The sequence below is a fragment of the Mucilaginibacter sp. SG564 genome, assembly GCF_013149275.1.
Taxonomy (GTDB): domain Bacteria; phylum Bacteroidota; class Bacteroidia; order Sphingobacteriales; family Sphingobacteriaceae; genus Mucilaginibacter.
The window spans coordinates 71,647-91,824 of record NZ_JABGNA010000009.1 but is presented as its reverse complement, the minus strand read 5'-3'; the positions used below and the strand labels follow the sequence as shown (position 1 = coordinate 91,824).

Sequence of the window (20,178 nt, the reverse complement as noted above, 5' to 3'; positions counted from 1 at the left end):
CCTGTACTAAATTCTTCTACTGTCTTGCTAATCCTGGCAAATCTTTGAAGATCTTTTGAAGTTGCTGAATATCCACCGGTTTGTAGATATAATCGGAAATTGAAGCGATATTTCTCGCACGGTCAATATCATGCGAGTCAATAGAAGAGCTAAGCATGTAAACGGAGATTTTTTTCCCCAGTTGTGATTTTATTTCCTCAAATTCTTTCATAAATTCCCACCCGTCCATTACCGGCATAACAATGTCCAGAAATATGATATCCGGTAAATCACCGGCGTTATTTGGATCTCTTAAATAGGTAATAGCTTCATTACCATTGCTAAAATTAGTAACCTGAGCGTTCAGTTCTTTTATACTAAGTAGCTTTTTAAATCCGTAAACGTAAATTTCATTATTATCAATAATACAGGCACTAACAGGAGGACGGGCTATGATCATTTATCAGTTTAAATTATACCAGTTTAATGGTAAATTTAGTGCCAATATTTACCGTACTTTCAATTTTGATGCTACCGCCAAGTGCCTCAACCTGGTTACGGGTAATAAATAAGCCTATACCTTTGGCATCTGGATTTTGATGAAATGTTTTGTACATTCCAAAAACCTTATCACCATACCTGTCAAGATCTATTCCTATGCCATTATCTTCAAATATCAGGTAAATGTGGTTTCGCTCTTTTAATGTATGGCACTTGATATGGGGCTGCCTGTCCGGATGACTGTATTTTAGCGCGTTTGTAAGCAGATTTTGTAAAATACTCTCCATATAAGCCGGTATATAGCTTATTTGTGGACACTGGCTAAAATCATATTCTATGCGGGCATTAAACGCTTCTATATTATTTTTTATAGCCGATTGAATGTTGTTAAAAATAGCCTCAAAGTTAATTATACTCCGCTCATTGGTAATTTCGGTCTGTATCTTAACAATTTCGTTCAGGTGTTCGATAGTAGCGTTTAAACTACCGCTGATCGATTTAATATGCGCGAAGATCTCCGTACGATCCTCTGCCAATTCTGTTTCTTCATACAGATTTACCATGAATTGCAGATTACCCGTATGCGAACGCAGATTATGTGATACGATATAAGCAAAATTTTGCAGGCGCCTGTTTTGATCAGTCAGCAAATTGAGGGATGATTCCAGACTCAGTCCTTTACGTTTATTGCTGTCGATATCCTGTAAAATACCCCTTATTGTAACGCATTTGCCATATTCATTAATAATAGGCACACCTTTGGCCCGTACCCATATCACGTGGTTTTTAGCTGTTCTGAATAACAGTTCCAGGTCATAGGGTTGGCAAAATTCCAGCGCGTTATTAATGGCGTTTTGGACAACAGGGCGATAGGGCGGTTCAAAAAAGCTTACCGCTTCTTCAATGCTGAGTTTTATTTCGGTTTGCAGCTCAAAAATATCGTATATCTGCTTGGATAAAGTTAAATTAAGGGTAGCAGCATCAATTTCCCAACTACCTAATTTAGCTATCTTAATAGTATCGTCGTAATGCTGATCATTGCGCGCGGCCTTCAGTTCAGCTTGTTTATACAGATTAATATTGATAATGGAACCATAAATGATCTGTCCACTTTTATCATATTGCTTTTTGATAGTGCTTTCAAACCAATGATACCCTGATGACTTGGTAAGTAATCTTATTTGAATAGGTTTAGCAGGATTAGTATTCAGATCATTTAAAGCGTTCAGAAAAACAGCTTTGTCCTGGTGATATAAAAGGTGATCAAAGAAAATGTGATTGGAGCATTCAATTTCATTGGATTCATATCCTAAAATACTATAAAAACCTGCCGACCATTTAATGACCCTTGTATTAATATTATATTCCCAAATACCTGCATTAATGTTATCAATTATTTGAGCAAGATGCAGCCTGCTGTCATCAGAAAACTTATCCTCAGAAAAACTCATATAAATCAATACCTACTCATTTATTTGATAACAACATGCTCTCTATAAGAAAATTATGTGCCATAATTTAAAATCACGGAAATTACAACCATACGTTGTGTGTGTTTTTTTTCTGATCGGCAGTATTAAGTCTAAATTAACAGACTTCAAATATAGTATTTGAAATTATATAAACAACTCTAATACTGGCAATTAGCAAATAAACTTTCTTGTATTAAAATATTGTCATTTGAATGGGTCAATGGCTCAAAATAGTTGATTTGGACCACGTTTGATTACAGTTTGCCTGCATTTAATTGTAAAAAGATATTACAATTATGATTTGAGCCCTGATTTTTTTAAAAAATGTTCATAATGGCATTGCCGAAGAAAAATTGAGACGCAAATGTGATATTTTTTAGAAGAATGTCCTGTTTTTTATCCGTTTTTGCGTCAATAATAAATTATAGTTATCGGGGTGTTAGTTCTGCCAGCGCATTAGAGGCAGTCCATTTGGCTGCTTTGTGTTCTTGCTTTGAAATATTTCGAGCTGTTTGTATAGCTATCATTCTTAACACATCATTCCTCTTCCCGATCTGCCTAAGAGCCCAATTCACCGCTTTTTTCACAAAATTTCGGTTATCCCAAGCCTCTCGCTCAATAACCGGCATTAGTGCTATAAATACCTCATTAACAGCTTTTTTATCATGCACTGCATATTCAGCCATAAGCACAAAACCAGCGCGTTTTATAAATTCCGCTTCGTTAGTGCTAAACTCAAGTGCCTTGCTCATGGCAAAAGGGGTACGGTCAAACAGGTTGCCGCATACCTGATCACATAGGTCCCATGAATAAAAATCTTTTGTCCAGTTGTCTATCTGCTCTTGGGTAACCTGGGCGGGGTCATCAATTAACGATGCCAGCAGGCGCGCCTCGTGCAAACCTGTAGCCCAAAGGTCAAGAGCAAGTTGATGATCTTTTTTAATGGCTTTGGCCAGCTTGCGCAGTTCAGGAAGACGAACGCCTATAGCTTTTGTATTATCAATGCCATAACGCTGCATACCAACCAAATAGGCCGCATCGGCCTTTTCTTTCAAAAACCCAATAACCTCATCAACATCCTCCATCATCAATTGGTGATGCTTTTGCTTTGCAGCTTGTTATGAATATTAACAACCTCCAGCAAGGCTGCAGAACAGTAAAATGGATGTAATTCCATCACCAGGCTACCTGCTTTTATAGCGGGATCGGTTTCGGTTAGTTTTTTGGCTTCCTCAAGCGTTTCTACATTGAAAATAAATATCCCCCGGATAGGCTGATTATCCAGAAATGGGCCTGCCACTACCAGTTTTCCCTCTGCTGCCAAACGACCAATGTTTTTTAAATGTGCCATTTGCAATTGCACGCGTGCCGCTGAATCTTTGAGCTGGGTTGGACCTTCCTTTAAAAAGGCAAGTACATATTTTTTCATTCCGTACTGATCGGCACCCAGTTTTTTGGCAAGCGCGGCGTCATAAACAGGTTTAGCGGTATCTTGTGCAAAGCAGTTGATGCTGAAAGCAATAATAGCCAAGAAGAGAATAAGCTTTTTCATCTTAATATACATTTAGGTTCTATCAAATATAAAAAACAGGCAGCTTTACCCGGTAAATTATTGATACTATTAATTTACCAGGTAAAGCTGTCTTTATCATGACTAACGGCCATTCTTAAAATATGGCCAGGAATGTATCATTGAATATTATATAACCACCATACGGAGTCAGGATAATCCCGTGCTGATTTACAATATTCATAATCAGGATCGATGGTTTACAACTATAAAGGAGTTATGAAGGGCAAACGTATTTAAGATCGTCTGCACTTATTTATTACATAATTCACTATTGATCTGACGAATAAGCGACACTTTAACTATAAATCACAAAAAAAATTAATCTTTTTCACTTTATAATCAATTTAAAGGAAGCGTTTCTACAGGGACATCCCAATGGGCGACGACCAGTTCAAAACGTCGCTGTTCAGCTTTTATATAACTATCCTGATCAGGGAAAAGTTGTTTTTTGTAGGGATCGACAATACTGTAGTCTAATGCCAGATGCTCCGTTTTAAAAGTAAGTATCACTTTAAAATCCCAGCGGGTGTCCTCTCCGCTATGTATGATCGGCACTTCGGCTTTAATACTCAATATATCTCCTTTTTCCTGTAGCTTTTTAAGTAGCGGATAATGATTCTTTTGCCAAAGCGTGATAAACTCATCAGCATGTCCCCACTTCAGTTTGTAATAGTTCTCTATGGTTAGCGGCTTTTCCTGGGCAAAGGCCATATTGCCACATATTAACAGCAGCAACAGTAATAGATTTTTTTTCATTGTTTCATTGTTTTTGAGGCGTGGGGACGGATTCGAACCGTCGTAAAAGGTTTTGCAGACCTCCGCCTAAACCACTCGGCCACCCCGCCTTAAAGCTATCTGTAAATAGCACAGGCATGCAGTATTTAAATCCTTACATCAGTAAACCGATTAAAGAAAATAAAAGCAGGAGTTACAACAAGCACCAAGAATTTTAATAGGGGCTGATTGTACATGGGGTGATTGATATGGCAGCAAAGCAGGCAATTGTAGTAACATGATATATTATTAATTATGCTAGCAAATATAATTATTAATTTAATAATATACTATATCTATAGAATTTATAGATTATTAATTATATACCTTTTTTTGACCACTCGTGTATAAAACTTTGTACTGCCGGCTGGGTTAACTACGGCTCTTGTTGTATAGCATCACTGCGGAGCAAGTTGTACCAACCGGTTTAAGCAGGTCGGGCATCACTTCATTGGTCGGAATCTTGCTCTGATTATTCTTGATTGGTAGCATAACCAACACATAAGGCCTGCCCGAGGCAACGAGCCATTTAAGGTAAAACTTAAAAGAAGCACCATTTGCTCAATACCCACAACTCCAGATTTTACGGCATTGGTATATGTGTGGGATTAAACTGGATCAGATCGACTGATTCAAAGTCCATTAACTTTTCCCGACTCACACAGTCCCCTACAATATCCAAAAATCCTAGAGAGTGGATCTTTAAAGATCTATAAAAGGATAGATTATTCGCTAACTTTCCCTCCCGGATAACAACTATCGGCAAACCTTTATTTATCCCTGCGGAACAGCTTTAGCCTTAAGCCAAGTTCAAGGGCACCGGTGGTATACCCAGCAAGCTTTCCGGTTTCCAGATTATAAGTAAAGTTAAAAGCAAAGGCCTTTTGGTCAAACACCAAACCAAGCCCAGTGCTTTGATTGCTATGATATATGGCCTGCAACGATACAAAGTAGTTGCTCATGGTAAAATTAAAACCGGCATCAACAATATCCTTTGCACCTTTAATTTTCCGATATGCGGTAAGTGGTTCAATCAACAAATCGGTGTAACCGCTGCTTACGTATATTTTATAACTGGCGGCGGCAAAAAATTCCACACGGTCCACATCGATACGTTCGATAGAGTTTTTGAAAAAGGCAGCTTTTAAATTGGGGATAGCCCCTTCTAAAAATAAATTATCGCTGGTGTATGCTATACCAAAATCTCCATCTACGTAAGGTTTAGCCTGGTTGTACCGGGCTATCTGTTCATCTGTTTCATCGCCTACAATCTTGTTCATGTCAATACGGCCATCGTTAACGCCCAATGAAAGACCAAAATTCAATTTCTGATTCCTGTCGCTAAGCGGCAGGTGATAGGCGTAGGTGCCCATGGCGCGGGTTTGCCTAAGCAAACCCGACTGATCGTCTGTAATATTCAACCCCAATCCAACCCTATCTGTAGCCTGGTAATCGGCGGTAAGTGTTTGTGATTTTGGTGAACCCGGAAATGTGTTCCATTGCTGGCGATAGCCTAAATTAATATTCAACCCCTGATCCAGCCCGGCCATAGCAGGATTGATCAAATACCTGTTCTGGAAATACATGGATTGAAAAGGATTTAACTGTGCCCTGCTGTACATAGAGAAGCATGTAAGCAGCGCCATTAACAGCAAAGCCTTTTTGAATTTTATATTATGATGTTGTTGAAGGTTTTTCATTTTATTTATAATTTCTTTTGATCTGCGGTTTTTCCTGTTTATCTGATTCTGGTTATTTTACCTGTCGTGGATAATGGTGATAAATCCTTTAAACTGACGTTTTTGCGGCCCCAGGTCAACAATGTAATAGTACGTTCCCTCTGTAAGCGGAGCGCCGCCATAAGTGCCGTTCCAATCATTAGTGTAACCATGCTTGGTGTAAACTGTACGTCCCGCCTTATCAAAAACAGTAACCGTGTTATTAGGGAAAAGCTGGATATCAGCTATCACCCAGGTATCATTCTTACCATCGCCATTAGGGGTAAGTATATTACTGGCAACAATATTCCTTTGATCTTCACCCCTGTAAATAACCAGTGTGTAGGTATTTTTAGTGATATGATCCTGAGCGGTTACCAGGATACTAATGGTATTATTACCTACATTAAGCGGAATGAAGAATGACTGCCTGTCATTTGGTGCCGATGATCCGTTAATGGTCGCCGTAGCCGTTGGGTCAAAAGTGAGTGTGAGACGTACTCCCTGTATCTCATTATCGACCTGAGCGTTATAGCTAAAATTGTCCGAATTAAATGAAGGTGTTAAGGTACCGGATGTTGGAACCAGGTTAATCAGCTTAGCATTGCTAAGTGGTATAACCGTTAATTTGCCCGGTACATAATTAAATGAATAATTAGCTGATATCGCACCGCTTGCCGTAATAGGATATGAACCTGGCAATGAATTAGAATTAGCCACTGTAGCCAACACTGGTAACTTGGTCAATGCCGTCTGATCATCACCATTTACAAAACCGCTGTAAACCGCAGTGAACGCTGGATTGGCGACTCCATATAAACGGCTTTTATTTTCAACCGTAATCGTTAGCGTAGCTTTATTAACGGTTAATGTTCCGGATACGTAAACAATTTGATAATTGGTGCTGGCGGCCCCGCTTACCGATATAGGATAAGTTCCAGCTGCGGACAATGGTGTTGCGGTTGTGGTCACAATTGGCTGTGTAGTTAAGTTACTATTATTTTCACCATTCACAAATCCACTATAGCTGATGTTCAGTGCAGGGTTAGCCGAGCCGTAAATTTTCCTGGCATTATTAGCGGTAATAGTGAGCGTTCTTAGCGTAATAGTGAGGTTAGCTCCAACATAAGTGAGTGTATAATTACCGTTGAGCGCCAGACTGCCTTGCTGAATAGCGTAAGTACCTACCTTTTCTCCGGCCACACGGGTAAGTGCACCAGTAAATTTATCGGTGCCTACTAATGCTCCATTAGTGATGGTATAAGTTAGTGCCGGATCAATAGCACCGTAAACCTTCGTTTGTGCATTGGCGGTAACTGTGATAGCCGCTTTGCCAATAGTCAGATTAGCACCAACGTACGTCAGCGTATAATTGGCATCGAGTGCCAGTGTACCTTGTTGGATAGCGTATATGCCCACCTTTTCACCGACTGCACGGGTAAGTGCACCGCTAAATTTATCTGTACCTACCAATGTACCATTAGTGACCTTGTAGGTAAGTGCCGGATCAGCTGCGCCATAAACTTTAGTTTTTGCGTCAGCAGTAACTGTAATAGCTGCTTTGCCGATACTAAGGTTAGCACCAATATAAGTGAGTGTGTAATTATTGCTAAGAGCCAGACTGCCTTGCTGAATAGCATAAACTCCCACGTTTTCACCGGCAGTACGGGTAAGCGCACCGGTAAATTTATCAGCCCCCACTAATCCACCGGTGGTGATCTTGTAAGTCAACACCGGATCGGCCGCACCATAAGTTTTGGTTTGGGCATCAGCAGTTACGGTGATCGCCTCTTTGCTAATGGTAAGGTTAGCGCCTACATAAGTAAGGGTATAATTGCTGCTAAGCGCCAGCGTACCTTGTTGAATAATATATATGCCTGCGTTTTCGCCTGCTGCACGGGTTAATGTGCCTGTAAAGTTATCCTTGCCAACCAAAGCACCGGTCGTGATCTTGTAGGTGAGCAGAGGATCAGCTGTACCATAAATTTTGTTTTGGGCATCAGCAGTTACTGTAATAGCTGCTTTACCGATGGTTAGGTTAGCACTAACATATGTCAACGTATAGTTGCCGTTAAGAGCCAGAGTTCCCTGCTGAATAGCGTAAGTACCCACATTTTCGCCGACTGCACGCGTTAAAGCTCCGGTAAATTTATCCGTACCTATTAACCCTCCGGTCGTGATCTTATACGTCAGCACCGGATCTGCCGCACCATAAACTTTGGTTTGCGCATCCGCAGTTACAGAGATCGATGCTTTGCCGATAGTAAGGTTTGCACCAACATAGGTTAGTGAATAATTGCTACTGAGTGCCAAAGTTCCTTGCTGAATAGCATAAGCGCCAACATTTTCACCAGGAACACGAGTCAGCCCACCAGTAAATTTATCTGTACCTACTAATGCACCGGTTGTGATATTATAAGTCAGTGCCGGATCAGCCGTACCATAAGTTTTGGTTTGCGCATTGGCCGTTACGGTGATGGCGGCTTTACCAATGGTTAAATTAGCGCCTACATAAGTGAGCGTATAGTTATTGTTAAGCGTTAAAGTGCCTTGTTTAATAGCATAGACACCTGCGTTTTCACCCGCATCACGGGTAAGCGTACCGGTAAATTTATCTGTACCTACCAGGGCTCCTGTCGTCACTGCATAAGTCAAGTTCGGATCGGCCGCACCATAAACCTTATTTTGCGCATTGGCTGTTACGGTGATGGCTGCTTTGCCAATAGTAAGATTGGCACTTACATAAGTAAGCGTATAATTATTGTTAAGCGCCAAAGTACCTTGCTGAATGGCATAAGTACCCACATTTTCTCCTGCCACACGGATGAGCGCACCGGTAAATTTGTCCGTACCTACCAGGGCTCCGGTAGTCACTGCATAAGTCAGGGCCGGATCAGCTGCACCATAAACTTTGTTTTGTGCATTGGCCGTTACAGTGATAGCAGCCTTGCCTATAGTGAGGTTAGCACCCGCATAGGTCAGCGTATAGTTGCTGCTAAGTGCCAGCGTTCCTTGTTGAATGGCGTAAGAGCCTACATTTTCGCCTGTGGCACGGGTCAATGAGCCGGTAAAGGTATCCGCAAATTTTAACGCTCCGCTGGTGATCTTGTAGGTCAGTGCCGGATCGATAGCTCCATAAACCTTGTTTTGCGCATCAGCAGTAACGGTAATAGCAGCTTTGCTTATGGTTAAATCAGCGCCCACGTAGCTGAGCGTGTAGTTGCTGCCAAGCGCTAATGTACCTTGTTGAATAGCGTAAATGCCCACGTTTTCACCGGCGGCGCGGGTTAACGTACCTGTAAAATTATCTGTTCCGACCAATGCCCCGCTGGTAATTTTATAAGTCAGTGCAGGGTCAGTTTCACCGTAAATTTTATTTTGTGCATCGGCGGTGACGGCGATAGCCGCTTTGCCGATCGCCAGGTTGGCTCCTACATAAGTTAGCGTATAATTGCTGCTAAGTGCCAGGGTACCTTGCTGAATAGCGTAGGCTCCAGCATTTTCACCGGGTGCACGTGTCAACACACCGGTAAATTTATCAGTACCTACCAATGTACCGCTCGTGATCTTATAGGTCAGTACGGGATCAACTGTCCCGTAAACTTTTGTTTGTGCATCAGCCGTTACGGTGATTGCCACTTTACCAATGGTTAGATTAGCGCCAACGTAAGTCAGCGTATAATTACTGTTGAGCGCCAGGGTACCTTGTTGAATAGCATAAGTACCTGCGTTTTCACCTGCCAAACGGGTCAGCGCACCGGTAAAGGTATCCGCAAATTTTAGTGCTCCGCTGGTAACTTTGTAAGTCAACGCCGGATCGGCTGCACCAAAAGCTTTATTTTGTGCATCAGCGGTTACGGTGATAGCCTGTTTACCTATGGTTAGGTTAGCGCCTGCATAAGTGAGGTTATAATTGCTGCTAAGCGCAAGGGTACCCTGCTGGATAGCATAGGTTCCTGCATTTTCGCCCGCAGCGCGGGTAAGTCTTCCGGTAAAGGTATCCGCAAATTTTAACGTTCCGGCCGTGATCTTGAAGGTTAATGCCGGATCGGCTGCGCCATAAGTTTTATTTTGTGCATCGGCGGTTACTGTGATGGCTGCTTTGTTTATCGTGAGGTTGGCACCTGCATAAGTCAGCGTATAATTGCTGCCGAGCGCCAAAGTACCCTGCTGAATAGCATAAGTACCAGCGTTTTCACCGGGTGCCCGGGTAAGTGCGCCGGTAAATGTATCCCCAGGTGCCAATGCGCCACTGGTGATCTTATAGGTTAATACCGGATCAACATCGCCATAAGTTTTGGTTTGCACATCAGCGGTTACGGTAATGGCCGTTTTGCCAATGGTGAGGTTAGCGCCTACGTAAGTAAGGCTATAATTACTGCTGAGTGCCAGGCTACCTTGCAGAATAGCGTAAGTTCCTGCACTTTCACCCGGGGCACGGGTAAGCGAGCCGGTAAATGTATCGGCAAATGCCAGCCTTCCGCTGGTAATACTGTAGCTCAGGAACGGATCTGCAGCGCCGAAAGCTTTGGTTTGCGGATTGGCGGTAACGGTTACATCGGCCTTATTAATGATAAAGTTAGCGGTAACAAAAGTGAGCGTATAGTTATTATTGAGCGCCAGGCTTCCCTGCCTGATGGCATAAGTACCCGCATTTTCGCCCGGTGCACGGGTAAGGGAACCGGTAAATCCATCCGTACCTACCAATGCGCCTGTGGTAATGGCATAGGTTAAAGTAGGGTCAACGTTGCCATAAATTTTATTCCCCGTATTGCCAGTAACCGTAATAGCCGCTTTGCCTATGGTAATATCCCCGGCAACATAGGTGATGGTATAATTCGCCGGATTAAACGTACCACCTGTAGCAGCACCTGGCACTATGGCACCGGTATAGGTATTTACCGCGGCCCCTGCTGCTGCACCAGTTCCGTAAGTGAGTGTTACACTGCCAATGGTTTCGGTACCCGCCAGTCCGGTTGACGTGAAAGCTATAGAACCTGCGCCGCTGGTAAGGGTTTGTCCGTATGTTTTGGTTTGGTTACTCGCGGTAATGGTTAGGGCAGCCTTGTTCACCGTTAAAGTGCCTGGCTTATACGTAAAAGTATAGTTATGTGCTGCCGCGCCGCTCGGTGTTATTGGATAAGTACCTACCGGCGAATTGGTCACTGCCGGCGTTGTTAAGGTAGGAGCCGTAGTTAAACTTGCGGCATTATCTGTGCCTACAAAGCCGCTATAGCTTACGCTCAGGAGCGGAATACCAGCGCCGTAAATTTTATTGGCATCATTGGCGGTTACGGTTAGCGTTGCCGGATTTACCGTTAGTGTGCCTGGCTGATAAACAATGGTATAGTTTGATGATACCGCGCCACTTGCTGTTATGGCATAAGTACCTACAGGCGAGTTTGGTGTTGCTGCAACGCTGATAACGGGCAGTGTGGTTAAGCTGGATGGATCATCAGTACCTACAAAACCGTTGTAGCTTACCGTAAGTGTGGGAATAGCTGCACCGTATATCTTGGTTTTGTTGACTGCTGTTATAGTTAAAATTGCCTGCCCTACGGTGAGTGTACCGGTTGTATAGGTAATATTATAGTTAGCTGCGTTAAAAGTACCACCCGTTGCCGCACTTGGCACGATGGAACCCGGGTAAGGACCTACTGGCGCCCCTGCTGCAGATCCTGCGCCATAAGTAATGGTTACACTGCCTATGGTTTCTGCATTAGCCAACCCGGTTGAGGTAAAATCAACAGAGCCCGGTCCACCGGTAAGGGCAGTTCCAAATGCTTTGCCTTTATTATTGGCAGTAATGGTTAATGCGGCTTTGTTCACCACAATATTGCCAGCTATATAGTTAATAGCATAGTTGGCCGGATTAAATGTACCGCCGTTGGCGGCGCTGGCTGTTATCGACCCGGTATAGGTGTTAACCGCGGCATTGGCGGCAGCACCTGTTCCGTAAGCAAGGGTAACATTGCCAACAGTTTCTGTGCCTACCAAACCGGATGTGGTAAATTCTGTAGCGGTGGCACCGCCGGTAAGGGCCTGGCCGTAAGTTTTGGTTATATTTTTGGCGGTAATGGTCAGTTTTTTAGCGTTAACCGTGCTGGCCACCGTAGCTACATTTACACTGGATACACCAGCGCTGCTCAATATTACATTACCCGAGTAAGTGCCCACATTGGTGTTGGCCGCTAACCTGATGTAAACCGGTGTTGAAGGAATATTTCCAGCTGCACCAATGGTAACCGTCGGTGTAAATGTGGTGTTATCACTACTCACCTCAAAACCGGTTGGTGCGGTAACCAGTATACCGGCGCTAAGATTTACACCCGATACATTGAACGAACCCGAAGCTGAAGCTGTGCCGTAAGTGGTGGTGAAAGCTGATAATGTACCGGTTGTATTGATGGCGGCTGGGGCTATACTTACAGTTTTACTGACTGGATTGCTGCTCAAAGTACCATCATTTACTGAAAAGGTGATGGTCCTGATGTTTGCTGTAGGGGATGCCTGCGTGTTCCTGTAAACTATTGAACGCAACGCGGCCTGCCACTGTGCAGTAGTAGCCGTACCGCTTGCTGATTGCATGGAAAGTATACCGACGAGATTGTTATATGAGCCGGTAATATCACCCGTGGCCCCACTGGCTGTAAACACCAACCTGTCTTCTGCCGAGTGCAAGCCACCGGTAATGGATACTATACCAGAAGCTAAAGTACCACCGTCATCACTCACTGTAATTACCGGATCAACAGCAACATCCGTACCTGAAAATACAGTTGTGCCTGCTGATGCAACTAATACCGGGGCCTGGTTAACCGCGCTGATAGTAAAGTTTGCGGTGGCCGTAGCACAAAGCGACGGGGTTCCGTTATCGCACACCTGGTATTTAAAACTGTCGGTACCAACATATCCCCCATTTGGCGTATAGGTAAAGCTGCCGTCGGCATTCAACACCACGGTACCATTTATAGGAGCGGTTACCAGCGATGCTGTTAGCTGATTGCCATCTGGATCTGTATCATTACTGAGTACATTATTACTGGAACTGGCATTTTGATTAAGTACATAATTATCATTCGCGGCCACAGGAGCAGAATTCGCATGTGTAAGCGTTACGGTAACCGTGTTGCCACTCACCTTACCGTCATTAGCCTTATAGGTAAACTGATCATCAGCCGTACCGGTTGAATTGTAAGTAAAACCGCCGTTTGCCCTTAAGATTAGCGAACCATGTGCCGGGCCGGATACCAATACAGCCGACAGGGCATCGCCGTCGGCATCCGTATCGTTGCCTAAAATGCCAGGAGTAGGAATAGTCAAGGCCACGCCGGTACTAAAGCTATAATTATCAGCCACCGCTACCGGGGCGGCGTTAACATGCGTCAGTGTTACCGTAACCGTGTTGCCATCAACCTTACCGTCATTAACTTTGTAGGTAAACTGATCATTAGCCGTACTGGCTGTGTTGTAGGTAAAACCACCGTTAGCATTTAATACCAGTGAACCATTGGCCGGGCCGGTTACCAATATGGCCGTCAGGGCATCGCCGTCGGCATCCGTATCGTTACCTAAAACGCCCGGAGCAGGAATGGTTAAGGCTACCCCTGTGCTAAAGCTATAATTATCAGCCACCGCTACCGGGGCTGTATTAACAGCAAGCGTAATAAAGGTTTTATCGGCGCCATAAGCAGTACCAATACTATTGGTAGCATAAGCCCTCACATGGTATGTAGTACTACCAGCCAGACCAGGCGCGTTTACAGAAATAGCACCGGTACCTGTGCCATTGGTTATTTTAGTATTAGCAATAGTGGGGTTGGCCGTGGTAGCATAAACTACCCCTTTTTCGTTCACTGTAGCGCCGCCATCGGCAGTTACATTGCCTGATAATGTAGCCGAATTGGAAGTAACCGCAGCCGGGTCGCCCGTGGTTACTGTTGGTAGTACTGCGCCAGTAGAGATAACCACATCATCAATACCAACACCAAAGGCTGCAGGTTTATCAGAGGTAAATCTTACTTCATCGATATTAACAAAGGCTCCTAATTGCGATTCCGGTATATTCACCAGCGCCACTGCGCCGAGGGCTGCTGTTGATGTTGATCCCAATTCGCGCCCACCCTTGTAGGCATGCAGGGTAATTACCTGGTTGCCACTGGCTGCGGCACCTACAGATGTTGGCGTAACCGATATACTCCGCAAGGTAAATAAGGAGCCGGAAGCCGTTAGTATCCGCGCAAAGTTAAATGTTGCATCCGTGCCTACCTTTTGCATGCGGATGAAGGGGTTACCGCCCAGGGCCGAGGTCAATATGCGCTGTTCGCCGGTTCCCTGGCACTGTAATACCCAGCCGTTGGCCACACTGCAATTGGCATTGGTGAGGTTAAGATTGGCGATGACATTGTTATCGGCCAGTATAACACCTGAGGTAGGGAAACATGACCAGTCGAATGTTTGAGCCGAAACCCGGAAGCCGGTTATGATACTTAAAAGGGCAATACAAAAAACGAGTAGATGTTTTTTCATTTGAATAAGGTTGGTAATGATAGGCCGGTATTTATTGTTACCTGCCTTTAATAATTTTATTGTAGCTATTAGTTTGTTTCTGCTGCTGTTGGGGCTAAATTCGGTATGTTGTTTACGAAGCTTTGTCCGCTTTTTAAACCGTAAGCACCGGCAAACCTGGCCGGCACATAATTATTGCCCATTTTAAAAAAGTTAATATTCAATAACCGCTCGCCTTTGCACATCACCGCGAACGTGCGTTTATTAACTATGATAGTACCCGATGGATAAGAATAGTGATTGGCTAAGCCAACGGACGCGTCCAGTATTTTCAGCTCCTGCCCGTTAATAAGTGAAATAGCACCTATATTCCAGGGGGTACAGGCTTTTATGATATCCATAACCTCTGCTGCATCCATCTCTTGCCAGTTAATAAAAACATCTTTCAGCTCAGGTCGCGGGTAATATGCCGCAAGGTTCTCATCCTGTTTAATAAGCGGTAATTTGTTGCCGCTGTTAATTCCATTCAGTACGGCCAGTACGCCTTGTATCTGTAACTGGCCAAACAATTGGTGAATGTTGTCGTAGTTATAATGTGGTTGATTGGGTATATTTTGTCGCCAAATAACAGGGCCGCTATCTAACTGATCTGCAAGCACATGAATGGCCAGTCCAATTTCCTGACCACCATTCCGCAACTGCCAGAAAACCGGCGATGGCCCACGAAATTGTGGTAATGCGCCAAAATGAATGTTATAAGCCCCATAGGGTACTTGTTCCAGGTATTGTGTTTTAACAATATTGCTATAGCCCGAAAAAAAAACAATATCCTGTTGTTGCAACCAGGCATAAAGGTTGGTCTTATCGTGCTCAAAAGTAAGCTCAATGCCAACAGCATTGCAATACCTGATAGTTTCGGGCGCGTTGTTCTCAGGCGCTGTGGAACTACCTACGTAAAGCATAAGCCCTGCTTTCGCCTTATAAGTGGATAAGGCCGAAAGCAGGGGCATATACAGTGTTGTTGAATTGGATACAATACCTATTTTCATCAGTTTACTGAACTGTATATTTTTTAGTTGTTAGTTGCGCGACGGAAATATCCCCTCCAGCGCGATAATAAAAGTTACTGCCAGGTATGGTTCCATATTATCATGTGGCTGGCTTCCGCCGGTTGGGCCGATAGCATTAGGAGCCATAATTGTATTGATACCCGATGCTGCCGTGAAATTTAATGGCGCACCACCAACGTCGGGGTCTGATGATACAGCCAGTACCCCGCTTGTTGGCGAAGGCTGATTACCAGTGTTGGTGCTTGCATTAAGTGAATGAGTGTGTATCGGTATTTGCGTATTTATTAATGTAACGCTTTCTTCGCCACCCAGTTCACCCAGATTTCTGGGGGTTAAACCAGGACCGTTTCCCCAATGCATAGGCGAACGCCCGCGCAGATCGGGTAAGGCAAAAGTGTTTATGCCATCGCCACCATAAGTGGTGCCCAGAATAGCGAAAAGCGCGCTGTACCTTGCAATAGGTAAAAGCTGGCCGTTACAAAGCGCCCAGCCGCGTGGTGCAAAATTGCCGGCAAATAATGAAATAGTACCAAGAAATGGATTGTCCATAATTTTAAGTGATTAGTGATTGGTTGGTTTTGGTTTATTTATTGTAAAAGGTTTTACATTCTTTAAAAAAAGAACATACTACACCAATGCCATACTTAACAAAGCATGACGCTGGTACATAAATGGACTTATCTTAAATTGTAGGGGGGATGCTTTGAGTAATCTTCATAATTTAAAAAGGTTAGGGTTTAATACTAAAGTAAATATAAATACATTTAATATTATTATTCCCAGTTCTTTTTATTCACTTTTTTCATTTTTAATGAAATTCCCTTAAAAAACCAGCCTTAAAATCAATATTTAGTGAACAAAAAAATTAAAATGGCAATAATTCACTATTGTAAGTTATGATAGAAGATATGCTTTCATATTTTAAAGCATTATACTACCTCAGAAATAAGCAGAAATAATATTTCCGTTACAATGCTATATAAGAAAAGCGAAATGTGTTCAAAGATTAACACTTTTCGCTTTTTACAGGCAGGGATGCGTCAACTGGGTTTACTTGCTTACCGGTATTGATGTTCAATTCAAATGTCGGTAATCACTTGGAGCGTAACCTGTTTTGCTTTTGAATAACCTGGTGAAGTGTGAGGGATGTTCAAACCCCAATGTATAAGCAATTTCACTGACTGATTTTTGCGTGCTCCACAATAGCGACTTGGCTTTTTCCACCATTTCCAGATGGATATGTTCCTGTGTGGTTTTACCGGTAAAGCGGTGCAGCAGATCGGATAGGTAATTGGGCGATAAATTCATTCGCGAAGCAAAATAACCTACATTGGGTAAACCAGAATTCATTGGCGTTTCCCCTGCAAAATAATCTTTAATCAGTTTTTCAAACTGCTGCACTACATCGGTATTCACTTTTTCGCGGGAATAAAACTGGCGGTCATAAAAACGGCTGCAATAGTTGAGCAGCAGTTCTATATTAGCCTGGATCAAACCAGTAGTATGCTTATCAATATTCTGTAGGTACTCTTTACGGATATTTTGGATACAGGTGGTCAGGATATCCTTTTCATCCTCAGACACATGTAACGCTTCGTTGGCCTCATATTGAAAAAAGGTATAATCGATCATCTTGCGGCCCAATACACCTGTATTAACCAGGTCCGGATGAAAAAAAAGTCCCCAGCCTTCCTCTATGTTCATATCAGGACTTGCAGTTACAACTTGCCCCGGTGCTGTGAACATTAAAGATCCTTCCCTGAAATCGTAATAAGAACGGCCATACTTCAATGTACCGGTGAACTTCTTACAAAAAATGGTGTAAAAACTTAACCGATAAGTAAGCAGTTCCTTTGGGCGATTTACCTGGTTGCTGCCTACATCAATCACCGTAATTAAAGGGTGTTTTGGTTTGCCTACACCATAAAACTCGTGCAATTCACTGATGGATTCAATATCGACATAGGGTGGCATATGATAAATTTAGTTATTAAGTTACGAATTGACCGTTTAACACATCATTTAATGAAATATCTGCGCATCTGTCGCATATAGTCGGGGTCGCTATTTTGATACTTGGTATCGATAAAGAAGTGAGCATCCGCACCAACTACATAACGCAAGCAACCGGTATCATCGGTGGCTGCTTCATAAATGGTTTGAGCAACTTCTTCGGATGTGGCTTTGCGCAAATGAGCGGCAGCTTCTGCATAATGATTAAAGAATCCGGCAAATATGGGATCATAAGCTGCAATATCATTTTTGATCATATCAACCGCACCACGAAAATTGGTGGCAATACTGCCAGGTTCAACAAGCTTAACAGCGATGCCTAAAGAATGCAGCTCATGCGCAAGTGATTCGGAAAGCCCTTCCACAGCGAATTTAGTGCTATGATATAGGCCCCCAAAAGGAAATGTTATCAGCCCACCCATCGACGAGATATTAATAATGGTGCCGCTGCCCTGCGAACGCATGTGCGGTAATATAGCCCGGATAACGTCTATCAGTCCAAAAAAATTCACATCAAATTGCTTGCGGATCTGTTCGTCAGTAGCTGATTCGAAAACACCAATCAACGCGTAACCTGCATTATTGAGAAGGGTATCTATGCGGCCGAAACGGGCGATACCTTCTGCAATAGTATTATTAATAGATGTCTTGTCCTGTACATCGAGGCGTGTAACCAACACGTTGTTTAGTCTGTTAAGTTCCTGCTCTTTTTCGGGCGAACGCATGGTGGCAATAACGTTCCAGCCTTTTTGTTGAAATAGTTTGGCGGCATCGCGGCCAATGCCAGAGGATACGCCGGTAATCAATATGGTCTTTTTCATGATCTGTGTCTTTTGTTTAAACAAAGTTCCGGATCACTCGCCTATCTGGCTTGACAATATCTACGCAATGCTTAACAATTTTACGGTAAAGTAAAGAAACACTCCTATCCATTCAAACAAGGATAGATAGTAAAGACAATATATATTATCGAAAAACTTAACAAATTATCATACTATGAAATTCATACACAAACGTTTGTGTGATGATTTCAAGCTCAATTTATAAGTCTAATTAAAAATGCGGCCGTAGGTAATTTTATTTAACTCAATTTACCGGTGGTAAAACTATTTATCTACCACAAAAATTCCACATTGTTTAGAGCTTTGAAGAATGTTACATTAAACATCTCTCGTTTACGCAAACGTTTGTGTAACAATAAAAATACAAGATCACATGTTTTTGATTTACATTCACTTAAGTGTTAGTTAGGTTATAACACTGGGTTATTACGCAAAAATACCGGCGCCCCTAAAAGCCGGTAATTAAAAAATTAGCTTCTACCTGGAGTGAGACCTGGGTATGGTTGATTAAGTGGTTAGTATAAGGGCCCTTTTCAGGAAGGGTCCTTTTTTAATCTTTTAAACTATCCGTTACTCCCCTTCCGAAAGTACTGCCGGGCGATACCATGTGCTTTTAAAAGCGAATATATCAAGGACACTGAGACAACCAATTTTACCCATATCCCCCTTTAAAAATCAATTATGAAAAAAAACATTATTTCCTTAACCGGGCTTTTGATGCTTTGCCTGTTAGTGCTCGCATTCGCTCCATCTTGTAAAAAAGACAGCCAGGCACAAGCTCCGGTAAACAACACCGTTAAAAGAGCAGTAACCACCAGCGCCACCACACAAAAATTTATTGCCTATTTTGTAACCGACGGCCGAAATCCTACTTATAAGCTAACTGATATTCCTGACGGCGTAGACATTGTGGTGTTGTTTGTAGTTAAACTTCCCAATTATATTGATACCATAAAATATCCGGCCAGCGGCGGCTACATCGGTGCTTATAAATCCTATGGCTCTTTTTACAGTGATATTAAAAAACTCCAGGCAAGAGGCATTAAAGTAATACAAAATATTGATGATGAATCAAGCTGGCAAACCACCAAGCCCGCTGGGTACGCCAGTGCATCGGCCTACGCTTTAAAAATGAAACAGGTATTGCTTGATCAGCTGCATTTAGATGGCATAACTTTAGATGTGGAACACAGCGGTATAAAACCTTCTCCAATTCCTCCTTTCCCAAAATATTCTGAGATTGGCTATTATGGCTGGTACAGCGCCAGCATGGCTGCCAATGCAAACTATATCAATTGCATTAAAGAAATGACCAAATACTTTGGTACTACAGCCGGTAATGAACTGGAAATAGCATCGGGATTGGATTGCTATGCCTGGAATAATATAGCCAGCAACTTTGTAAACAACTTTACTTATTTCGGCGTACAATCTTACGACGGTGATTCAACCCGCACCCAGTTAATGAATAATTATGCTACGGGAACCAATAAAATACCATCGGGCAAAATGGTTTACGGACACAATGCCGAAACTCCAAGCTCGCAAAGCGATGCTATTAGCATTGCCAAATGGACTCCAACCCAGGGGCAAAAAGGAGGCGTATTCGTTTATGCTTTCAATAGTGACCCAAATGGTTACGGCGCCGCAGTATTGGCCGCGGTGAAAGGTCAACAATATTAAAGTCGGTCGAATAGGAACGATTTGCCTGAGCTCAAATGAAACAAG

Annotated in this window: 12 protein-coding genes and 1 tRNA gene; 1 reads left to right on the top strand and 12 read right to left on the bottom strand. The window is 42.9% G+C overall.

Annotated elements, in window-relative coordinates; genetic code table 11:
* Positions 1–16 precede the first annotated feature (16 nt).
* The 12 genes from FHW89_RS20895 to FHW89_RS20840 form a co-directional block, all read right to left on the bottom strand.
* On the bottom strand, positions 17–439 hold the full coding sequence (locus FHW89_RS20895; protein WP_172336995.1) for a response regulator: 423 nt from the start codon (positions 437–439) through the stop codon (positions 17–19).
* Positions 440–452: 13 nt separating this feature from the next.
* On the bottom strand, positions 453–1,931 hold the full coding sequence (locus tag FHW89_RS20890; RefSeq protein WP_172336994.1) for a PAS domain-containing sensor histidine kinase: 1,479 nt from the start codon (positions 1,929–1,931) through the stop codon (positions 453–455).
* Positions 1,932–2,380: 449 nt separating this feature from the next.
* Positions 2,381–3,040 (bottom strand): DNA alkylation repair protein, encoded by a 660-nt coding sequence (locus FHW89_RS20885; protein ID WP_172336993.1) that lies wholly within the window; start codon positions 3,038–3,040, stop codon positions 2,381–2,383.
* Positions 3,040–3,504: a YciI family protein gene (locus FHW89_RS20880; RefSeq protein WP_172336992.1), complete on the bottom strand. Its 465-nt coding sequence runs from the start codon at positions 3,502–3,504 to the stop codon at positions 3,040–3,042. Before FHW89_RS20880 ends, FHW89_RS20885 begins: the two co-directional genes overlap by 1 nt.
* A 360-nt stretch (positions 3,505–3,864) precedes the next feature.
* Positions 3,865–4,281 (bottom strand): hypothetical protein, encoded by a 417-nt coding sequence (locus tag FHW89_RS20875; protein ID WP_172336991.1) that lies wholly within the window; start codon positions 4,279–4,281, stop codon positions 3,865–3,867.
* Positions 4,282–4,297: 16 nt separating this feature from the next.
* Positions 4,298–4,370 (bottom strand) — tRNA-Cys (locus FHW89_RS20870).
* A 699-nt stretch (positions 4,371–5,069) separates the two neighbouring features.
* Entirely contained in the window at positions 5,070–5,999 is a 930-nt protein-coding gene (locus FHW89_RS20865) for a type IX secretion system membrane protein PorP/SprF (protein ID WP_172336990.1), read from the bottom strand.
* Between the two features lie 57 nt (positions 6,000–6,056).
* Positions 6,057–14,546, bottom strand: coding sequence for an MBG domain-containing protein (locus FHW89_RS20860; RefSeq protein WP_172336989.1), 8,490 nt, complete (start codon positions 14,544–14,546; stop codon positions 6,057–6,059).
* A gap of 68 nt (positions 14,547–14,614) precedes the next feature.
* Positions 14,615–15,574, bottom strand: a complete 960-nt coding sequence (locus tag FHW89_RS20855) for a methionyl-tRNA formyltransferase (RefSeq protein ID WP_172336988.1) — start codon at positions 15,572–15,574, stop codon at positions 14,615–14,617.
* 30 nt (positions 15,575–15,604) lie between these two features.
* Positions 15,605–16,144, bottom strand: coding sequence for a phage tail protein (locus tag FHW89_RS20850; RefSeq protein WP_172336987.1), 540 nt, complete (start codon positions 16,142–16,144; stop codon positions 15,605–15,607).
* Positions 16,145–16,669: 525 nt separating this feature from the next.
* A complete protein-coding gene (locus FHW89_RS20845; protein ID WP_172336986.1) occupies positions 16,670–17,569 on the bottom strand; it encodes an AraC family transcriptional regulator in 900 nt (299 codons plus the stop codon).
* Between the two features lie 44 nt (positions 17,570–17,613).
* Entirely contained in the window at positions 17,614–18,429 is an 816-nt protein-coding gene (locus FHW89_RS20840) for an SDR family oxidoreductase (RefSeq protein WP_172336985.1), read from the bottom strand.
* 702 nt (positions 18,430–19,131) lie between these two features.
* On the opposite strand from FHW89_RS20840, the gene endOF3 reads away from it, so the two are divergent.
* Positions 19,132–20,133: an endo-beta-N-acetylglucosaminidase F3 gene (endOF3, locus tag FHW89_RS20835; protein ID WP_172336984.1), complete on the top strand. Its 1,002-nt coding sequence runs from the start codon at positions 19,132–19,134 to the stop codon at positions 20,131–20,133.
* Positions 20,134–20,178: the final 45 nt, after the last annotated feature.